At 41.1% G+C, this 9,818-nt stretch carries 5 protein-coding genes; all 5 read left to right on the top strand.

Going from position 1 to position 9,818, the window contains the following annotated elements:
- Positions 1-45: 45 nt before the first annotated feature.
- The 5 genes from APHWEB_RS04875 to nuoH all read left to right on the top strand — a co-directional run bounded on the left by APHWEB_RS04875 (position 46) and on the right by nuoH (position 9,325).
- Positions 46-2,175: a hypothetical protein gene (locus tag APHWEB_RS04875; protein WP_044104112.1), complete on the top strand. Its 2,130-nt coding sequence runs from the start codon at positions 46-48 to the stop codon at positions 2,173-2,175.
- Positions 2,176-3,023: 848 nt separating this feature from the next.
- Positions 3,024-5,405, top strand: a complete 2,382-nt coding sequence (gene gyrB, locus APHWEB_RS04885) for a DNA topoisomerase (ATP-hydrolyzing) subunit B (RefSeq protein ID WP_011450818.1) — start codon at positions 3,024-3,026, stop codon at positions 5,403-5,405.
- Positions 5,406-5,952: 547 nt separating this feature from the next.
- Positions 5,953-6,168 carry a hypothetical protein gene (locus tag APHWEB_RS04890; protein WP_044104254.1) on the top strand — a complete coding sequence of 72 codons (216 nt, stop codon included), beginning with the start codon at positions 5,953-5,955 and terminating at the stop codon, positions 6,166-6,168.
- Positions 6,169-6,177: 9 nt separating this feature from the next.
- Positions 6,178-8,256, top strand: a complete 2,079-nt coding sequence (nuoG, locus tag APHWEB_RS04895; RefSeq protein ID WP_020849325.1) for an NADH-quinone oxidoreductase subunit NuoG — start codon at positions 6,178-6,180, stop codon at positions 8,254-8,256.
- Between the two features lies 1 nt (position 8,257).
- A complete protein-coding gene (nuoH, locus tag APHWEB_RS04900) occupies positions 8,258-9,325 on the top strand; it encodes an NADH-quinone oxidoreductase subunit NuoH (protein ID WP_020848955.1) in 1,068 nt (355 codons plus the stop codon).
- Positions 9,326-9,818: the final 493 nt, after the last annotated feature.

Consider the following 9,818-nt stretch of genomic DNA (forward strand, 5'->3'; position numbering starts at 1 on the left):
AGTTGCATCATTGCAGAGTATTATGTCTTATAAGTGGGTAAGGGTATGTATAGGCAAGGTGCCGGTAGAAAAGGAAGGGATGCTAATGATCGATTACAGAGATTTGGCGAAGCCCTTGCATATCTTGGTGCCTGTGCGCTACTTACAGCGGCCTTAATACTAGTAATCAGTCTTATCATATCAAAAAAGCATCGTCCAATTTGGGTGGTGGCGGTATTAGCCATAGCCGTTCTTGCTGTCTCATTGGCTGTATTAGTCGCCGTGATGTCTGGGAGTGTATTCAGGAAAAGGGTTACTGCCGACCTAGATAGGTATACGCCTTCTGAAAGACACGATACAAGGTGTGTTGCGTGTCAGCCTGATAATCCTAGGGATTTGCTTCCTGGATCTCAAATTGTTGCGCACGTAGAGAATGCAGAATTGCAGCAAAATGAAGAAAGTACGGGAGCAAGAAGGCGCGTATATGATGCATACATGATATGTGCTATATCGAGTGATGCCTTAGGAGATGATGCTGCTCACACAAGAGCCATTTCTTGCTGCAAAAGAGGGGATGTTGCTTTAGTTACAGAACCGGGAAACAAAGATAAGGTTGTTTTACGCATTGGTGAGAAGCATATTGATAGCAGTCAGTTCAAGTTGTTTTCTAGTAGATGCAGTGATTATAGGCCTAATATAGGCCATCCGTATAGGATGCGCTTAGTTTTTAAGATGAGGCGTAGCAACTTTAAGATTATTAACAACTCTAAAGTTCATCATGTTGCGTTGCTTGCAGAGAGGGGTGTTGGTGATACTCCTCCAAGGCATAGGGTGGATGCGTACTGCTTATCAGAAGTTGGAATTACATATTGTAACCTTGTCTCTGCGATGTTTTCGCGGGAGCTTTTGTGTAGCACTAGGGGTATGATGGCTTTCAAACGATATGCACTATTTTACTACTTGTGTACTCAAGGGTTTACTCAGATCGTGTATACCTGCGATGGCAATATGTGGATGGATATTAATCCTCTTTTTTATACGACTAGGTTGGGTATGAGGATTGCATCAGATATTAAGAGCAATCCTTTCGGCTTTGCGTGCCATATGCTGAAGCTCAGACAGAAAGGTGATGAAATGTCTCGCAGACTTCTATGCTTTTTAGAGGCTGTGCGCGATAATACTCCAGATGATCTACCGCAACCGCATGATACAAAAAATGAAGATGTTTACACTGCAATGTGTGCGGTATATGCATGCTCTGTTGGTTATAAAAGATTTTTTCAACCGCCAACTACGCCGCTGACAAGGCGGTCGCTATATTTCATGTTCCTTTACAATATGCAATTCCGTACTTCGGTAGTCGCACAGATGCTGGCTAGGGAGTTGCAGTCGCTTTTAGCTCCTGGTCATTGCGAGAGGGAATATTACTCTTTTGTTGAGAAGTCCATGCCTTTCGTCACTATACAAGTGAACTTTGTATTGCAAGTTTTAAATGAAAGATCAACAGAAAGGCTAAGGGATATGTATGTTAGAGGGGCAGAGTATGAACGAGAGATTATTGCTTATATCTTTCTAGATGAGCGTGTACGTACTGATTTTGTGGCAAAGGCATTAACACGGTGTCCAGAATTTCTAGATAATCTTCAAGAGCATATACGTGATCGTGAGTTAGGAGATAGCCTAGCTATTGGTTTTGATATTAGTCAGTCCAGTGAAGAAAGTATTAATGAAGCTTATAGGAGGGCTCAAGCATGTGTGCCTTATGCCATCGTGCGAGCACTTTGTGAGCTCTATAACACGACTGGAGTAAATTTGGCTTGCAGTATTGATCAAACAACTGGGGAGGTTTTATACAAAAGGCAACAAGAAATGCTTTTAGAGGAAGCAGATATGTGCCTTGCGGAGTCGGTGTCTGTTGTCACGGGTATGGCAGGTTATTATACTACAACATATCCTGAGCTTATGGCTGAAACAGCGGAAATTCATATGCGGGCTCCTGGGTATAGTTTATGCAGGGTTTATATCTCAGATGCTCCTGAATCAGGTCAAGGTACTGTAAATTGTGAGTGCATAGATATTTCTGCAAGTGGTGCTGTAGACGATCGTGGTGCAGTAAGTGAAGCTGCGACAGCGTTGGAACTAGAAACAATGCCAGAAAATTCCATAACGGAGGAAAATATCAAGCGAGCTTCATAAGCTAAAGTAGATCTTTTAATGGTGCGGCTGTGTAGTGGGGAGACTGATGTTTCACTTAGAAAGAAAGACTCGTATTTCAGATGTCTACTCGGGTGTATGTCCTCTTTGCATGCACAGTTGATCTATGCAGACATATGTTCTATTACCAAAGTAATGGCCACTCACATTGCAAATATATACCTCAAGAATAAGCATATCGCGCGTGAATACAATTTAGAGATATAATATATTTTAATGATATACCGAAGTTGCTATACCACAATATAAGCGGCGTAATATCTATGCTGGTATGTTTGTCATAGGTATTAGAGTAACGATGAAGTTATTATCGTATAGATAAAGGAAGAAACAAGATTGCGTTTTTCTACTAGAGATTATGATACTGGCTTTAGTAATGGATTTATGCTGTTACAAGTGTTCTATAATAAGGGAAATTTCAACAGGTATTATAAAGGTTTTATGCTTCTACAGCATTTTGCACGTCATTTTTAATTTATGGGTTACATATTCTACTTAAGAATGAGTACACATTAAAAATAGCGGCTTGATGAATGGTTGCTGGGATAATGTCTCGTGAAGTTTCGCATATGGCGGGTGGCAAATTCTAAAGCGATTTTATATTGGGACTGTACAACAGTTTTACAGTGTAAAAAGCCAGGTATGAGTTGATATATAGCGCATGAATATCAGGGCTGGCAAAGCTTTTTATGACATAAAGAAATGTTATATGCCTTTTAAGGCGTAGAGCTCATTTTTTGTACTGTGCTTTATTTTAAGTGGATTGAGGTTTTACATTTGTCGGATTTTTTGTATTATGGTGCATGGGTTTTTCTTGGTGATATTTAAGCATGAGTAGTTACAACGCCAGCTCTATAACTGTTTTGAGAGGTCTTGATGCGGTTAAGAAGCGTCCAGGTATGTACATAGGTGATACCGATGACGGTTCGGGATTACATCATATGGCATATGAGGTAATAGATAATGCAATTGATGAGGCGTTGGCGGGTTTTTGTAACAAAATCGACATCGTAATAGCCGCAGATGGATCAATTTCTGTAACTGATAATGGTAGAGGTATTCCTATAGATATTCATGAAGAGGAAGGAATATCTGCAGCGGAAGTTATTATGACTCAGCTCCATGCTGGAGGTAAGTTTGATCACAACAGCTATAAGGTTTCAGGTGGTCTACATGGAGTAGGGGTATCGGTTGTTAATGCGCTTTCTAGTTGGCTAGAATTGGTGATCTACAAAGAGGGTAGAGAATATTTTATGAGGTTTGAAGAGGGGAAGGCTGTTGCTCCTCTGAAGATGGTAGGAGAGTGTGGGAACAAAAAAGGGACCTGCGTTCGTTTCATGCCGTCTTCCGACGTTTTTTCTTTTACTGATTTTAGTTATTCTACTCTTGAGAACCGGATTAGAGAGCTTTCTTTTTTAAATTCCAATGTAAGTATTAGTCTTAAGGATTTGCGTGAAAGTCCTGTTTTAGAATCAAATTTTGGCAATGTTTCTGATGCAGCTACTAAAGGCGTTTCCTTGTTTGTGGAGTATCTGGATCGTAATAAAACTCCTGTGACGCCCGTTATAACGCTCAGTGGCATTATGAGCGGCTATGAGATCTCTGTAGAGGTTTCAATGTGCTGGAATGACTCTTACTATGAGAACATGCTGTGTTTTACAAATAATATCCGTCAAAGAGAAGGTGGTACACATCTAGCTGGTTTTCGTTCTGCTCTTACTCGGTGTGTGAACAACTATGCTACTAATGAGGGATATCTCAAGAAGGCAAAGGTATCGATTATAGGTGAGGATGTTCGCGAGGGATTAACTTGTGTATTATCTATAAAAATGCCAGATCCTAGGTTTTCATCACAGACTAAAGATAAGTTAGTGAGTTCGGAAGCTAGGCTTGTTGTTGAAAGTATAATGTTTGAAAAGCTTTCTTCTATTTTTGAAACTAACCCTAAGCTTGCGATGAGTGTTGTGGAGAGGGTTATACGCTCTGCAAAGGGACGGGAAGCTGCGCGAAAGGCTAGGGAGGTTATAAAGAGCCGAGGTACTCTGGATTTTACTTCTATACCAGGGAAGTTAGCTGATTGTCAGGAGAAGTCTCCAGAGCTTTCTGAGCTATTTATAGTAGAGGGTAATTCAGCGGGTGGTTCTGCTAAGCAAGGTAGAGATCGGCGCTGTCAGGCTGTATTATCCTTAAGGGGTAAAATTTTGAATGTTGAAAGAGTGGGCCTAGATAGGACGTTGTCATCTAGTGAAATAACGTCTCTCATCATGGCTATAGGTAGTAATATTGGGATTGGGAGCTTTGATATATCTAAAGTTCGGTATCATAAAATAATTATTATGACGGACGCGGATGTCGATGGTTCGCATATTAGGACGCTTCTCTTAACGTTTTTCTTTAGGTATATGAGGGAGCTTATTGATGCGGGGTATTTGTATATAGCTCAACCGCCTTTATATAAGCTAACTAAGCATAAGAAGGATACGTATATCAAGAATGACGAGGCTTTAAGTGATTATATAGTGGGGAATGCCACTAAAAACCTAGTTCTTAGCGGAGCGGGAGAATGTTCAGGAGATGAGCTTAAAGCTGTTCTGCGTAAGTGTGTACGTATAGCTAATATAACAAAGACTTATTCTAGGATAGTGCCGCAGGAGGTTTTAGAAGCGCTGATTGTTCGATATAAAAGGCATGGAATGGGGAGTTCGTCTGAGATCATGGCTTATATGAACAGCATGTTTCCTGAATACGAGTGGAATGTTGAAGTGCTGGAAGACGGTAGGCTGCAGATTCTAAAATTGTCACAAGGCATGGTTGATAGATACTATCTGGATGCGGATTTTATGAATACAAGAGATGTGCAGACTATATTATCGGTGCTTGATGGTATAGAGAACGTATTTACGGAAGATACGGTATTGACTGCTAAGGATTGCACGATCAGGGTGCATTCTCCTTGTGTTTTGGCTAGTAGTGTTGTGGAATTTGGTCGTAAGGACATGGCTCTTCAGAGGTTTAAAGGTCTTGGAGAGATGAATGCAGATCAGTTATGGGATACTACCTTGAACCCTCAGACTAGGACTTTGTTGAAGGTGAAAATTGCTGATGCAGAAGCGGCAGATGCCATTTTTTCTGTTCTAATGGGGGATTTTGTAGAGCCTAGACGTGATTTCATTAACAACAATGCTTTGAAGGTTCAGAATATAGACTCTTAAGCAGAAATTGATGTTCTGAGCATATGAGCTTGGTTGTAATTTAGGGTAGGGAGGCGGTAGACGGTGATTCGTGCTTCATGGTATGTTGTGAAGGCCAGCTGGAGGAATATCTTCGTTTTGCTGCTTGTATGGTACGATAAAGCATTTATGCGCAAGCTCATTTATGGCGTAGAAGCTGAGTTATCTTGAGTAAGAAATATGCTGCTATGATAAAGGGTTTTGGGGTTTTATATATGCATATCTAAGTGTGCTATATTGTTCACGACTGTATGCTTTTGCCTTTTTATAGTTTATTATGGTATACTAGGTATTCTTAAGATGCGTGTGTTATGTTTTGGTTATCTTGGAAGTGGTGCAAGTTAGCCTCTAAGACGTGTTAATCTGAGATTGCTTGGCTTATGAGCAGTATATGCTCTGCAGAAGTCTGCATATTCTTTTAAATAGTTTTGTTTTAGTGGTGTTACCGCTGCCCGTTGGGTTTGGTTTATGTATTGACGGAGTGGGGCTATTTGATAGAATTGTCTCTGTTTCTTTGTGGGTAATTAGTATGGCTAAGGGTGGAAAGGTTGCAAAGACCGCGAGTAAGAACAATCCTCTGCAACGGAAAAAGGGAATTACTGCAAAATTATACAATGGTAAGCAGGTAAAGCCTGTAAAGTATGTTAATCGTGATAAGGGGCAAGTCTTCATGGCTGCTCAGTTTGATGATGAGAGCCTGGTGAAGGGAGCTAATGGTGTTCCTCTCGAATGGTCTAGTATATAGAGGTCTGTTGTGGTTGAAGTTACTGTCAATTCTGTAAGCATCAATGTAGAAGATGGAATGACGGTTCTTCAGGCATGTGAGATTGCCGGGGTAGAAATACCTAGATTTTGCTACCATGAGCGTTTGGCGATAGCCGGAAATTGTAGGATGTGTCTTGTGGAGATAGTGGGGCAGCCGAAATTAGCGGCGTCGTGTGCTATGCCTATAGCAAATGGTATGGTAATCAATACAGATACTGAAAAGGTAAAAAAGGCCAGAAAGGGAGTTCTAGAGCTGTTATTGGTCAATCATCCTTTAGATTGTCCTATATGCGATCAGGGTGGAGAGTGTGATCTTCAAGACCAGGTGGTTGCCTATGGATGCGGAATAGGTAGGTATCACGAGGAAAAAAGAGCAGTATCCAAGAAGGCTTTTGGTCCTCTTATAGAGAACTCTATGAATAGGTGCATTCACTGTACTAGGTGTGTGCGGTTTCTCTCAGACGTTGCCGGAACTTACGAATTTGGTACTTTCGGTAGGGGGGAGAAGATGGAGATAGATACTTGCGTTGAGCAAGGGGTCACTTCTGAGTTATCGGGAAACATAATTGATTTATGCCCAGTGGGGGCATTAACGTCGAAGCCATACGCGTTTAAAGCCAGGCCTTGGGAGTTGTATCACTGTGATACGATAGATGTGATGGATGCCGTAGGTTGTAGTATACGGGTGGATTGTAGAGGTCTCAATGTTCTGAGGGTCCTGCCTAGGCTGAATGAAGATGTAAACGAAGAGTGGATTTCTGATAAGACGCGGTTTGCATATGATGGTTTGGCTTTGCAGCGGTTGGATAAGCCATGTGTTCGTAAGGATGATAGGCTTGTAGAAGTAAGTTGGGATGATGCTATTGAGATAGCTGCGGGCAGATTATCTGGTGTTCAGCGTGGTAAAATTGCAGCAATTGCAGGGGACTTAGTGGATTGCGAGTCTATGTTTCTTCTTCGGAGGCTTATGTTTCATCTTGGAAGTAGCATCATGGATTGTAGGCAAGATGGGGCTAAACTGAGTGCCCTTGCTAGGAATATGTATCTCTTTAATACATCAATCGCGGGGATAGAAGCGGCGGATTTCTGTTTGTTAATTAATGCAGATTTGAGAGTAGATGCTCCTATTATAAATGCTAGAGTGCGTAAGCAATATCTTGAGAGGGGTATGCGCATAGCATCTATAGGATGTAATTTTAGCTATAACTATCAAGTTGATCATCTCGGTGATGATATGGCGTTGCTGGGGGAGATATACAATGGCGATCATGAGCTATGTAAGGCTTTGATGGCTGCTGAGCATCCTATAATAATTTTGGGGCAGGATGCTATTGTGGGTGATAAAGGGCATGCTGTGCTAATGAATGTGCTGCGTATTGCTCGGAAATTTAATATTGTGCGAGATGGTTGGAATGGGTTTAACGTCTTGCATAAAGCTGCGGCAAGGGTAGGTGGTTTAGATGTTGGTTTTTTGCCGGAAGATCCGGTGAATTTCGGTGTTTCAGATATACTTTCTGCTGCTGCGAGTAATGATGTACAGGTGTTATATTTACTTGGTGCTGATGAGGTAGATATTTTTTCCGTAAAATCTAAGAATCCTGATCTCTTTGTTATATATCAGGGGCATCATGCTGATCGAGGAGCGCAAGTGGCTGATCTCATATTGCCGGGCGCTGCATATACGGAAAAGAGGGCTACTTATGTTAATACTGAAGGTAGAGTGCAGCGTACAGAGTTTGCAGTGCGATCTCCAGGGGAAGCGAGAGAGGATTGGAGAGTAATTAGTGATCTTGCTGAGAGGTTAGGGTGTCCTTTTGGCTATGAATCGGTCTTTGATGTCTGGAAAGGGTTAGCTGCTCTTGGTGCGCAATTTGAAGATGGTAATATAGGCAAGCTTGTGGTTTCTGAGGGAGATTTTTCTAAGGCTTTTGATTTGGAGGGTGTCGATTCTTCGCTTGAAGGCAAGTTTACGGTCGTTGGGAAGAATTTTTATATGACTGACCCTATAAGCAGGGCTTCGCCTACTATGGCTAAGTGTACTAAGTTTTTTATGAGGCAAGTCTGCTGATATGGATACTTTGTATGCTTTATATGGGTGGTTAGTTGCTTCGGGAATGCAGCTAGTAGGTATGGTCGCCTTGATGGTGGGTGTACTTGTGAGTGTTGCGTATCTTGTATATATGGAACGGAAGGTGATGGCTTTCATGCAGCTAAGGCATGGTCCTAGTGTTGTGGGGCCTTGGGGTTTATTGCAGCCGTTTTCTGATGCGCTGAAGTTGCTTGCTAAAGAGTGTATTATTCCGTTTAAATCAAGAGGGTGGGCGTTTTTTGCGGCGCCGGTTATTACCTTTGCGCTTGCGCTTGCGGGATGGGCTGTGATTCCTTTGGGTGCTACTGAGGTAATCAGGGATGGTGTTGTTGTAGTAATGCCCTATGTTGTAGCTGACCTTAATTTAGGAGTGCTTTATGTTTTAGCTATATCATCTTTGGAGGTGTATGGCATTATTATGGCGGGTTGGGCTAGTGGCTCAAATTATGCATTTTTAGGTGCTATAAGATCGGTTTCCCAGATGATTTCGTATGAGATGTCTATGGGGCTGGTTATGTTGTCTGTCTCGTTGTGTGCTGGTTCTTTGAGGTTGACTGATATTGTGGTAGCAAGGCACGCAATGCCATATTGGATGGATTTGCTTCTCTTGCCAATGGCGGGTGTATTTTTTGTTTCTATGTTAGCGGAGACAAATCGCCATCCGTTTGATCTTCCTGAAGCTGAATCTGAGCTTGTCTCAGGATATAATGTTGAATATTCCTCGATGTCATTTGCTATGTTCTTTTTAGGGGAATATGCCAACATGATATTAGTTAGTGCAATGATGGTTGTTCTATTTCTAGGTGGTTGGTATCCTCCGCTAAATATTCATATTTTGTATTACATTCCTGGATTTGTTTGGTTCTGTTCTAAAGTATTTCTTTTACTATTCTGCTTTATTTGGGTCAGATCTACCGTTCCTAGGTATAGATATGATCAGCTCATGCGTTTGGGATGGAAGGTGTTTTTGCCATTTTCTTTTGTTTGGGTAATGGTGATATCAGGTGTTCTTTTATGGGTCAAGGCTCTACCTGGTATGCAGAACTAAACTTCGGGTATATGTTTCTGCTCGTTGCGCAATCTCTGACATGGGGATGTTTCACTCGCGTAGCATGTCTTCAGTCTTCTAAAATGTGTGTTTGATCTATTCTTCGTTTTTGCTGATACAAGTTTAGCTAATTAAAGTGTTACATAAGTTTTGCTCAATATAACCTCAATTATCCGAGGTTATGGTTTTTAGCAGCATTTTCATTTTATCAACTATAGGTTTCACAAGCATATAATTATATAGAATAATGTTATGGATAGAGAGAAAGGCTTCTGTATTAGTTTTTCCCTTTTTATACAGCAGTGGATTTCTTGCTGATATACGTTTCTATATTGAAGCAATGGATTAAGAATATATCCAGATAATTAAATAAAAGTATTCTCTAAACTCTCTTCTATAGAGCACTTAGAACAGAGTTTTTATGATACCCAATCTTGCCTATGAATATAAGAGAAAGAACTGAAGTATAGCCAAAGCTCAATTTACTAGGGCT

It is taken from the genome of Anaplasma phagocytophilum str. Webster, from assembly GCF_000964685.1.
Lineage (GTDB): Bacteria > Pseudomonadota > Alphaproteobacteria > Rickettsiales > Anaplasmataceae > Anaplasma > Anaplasma phagocytophilum.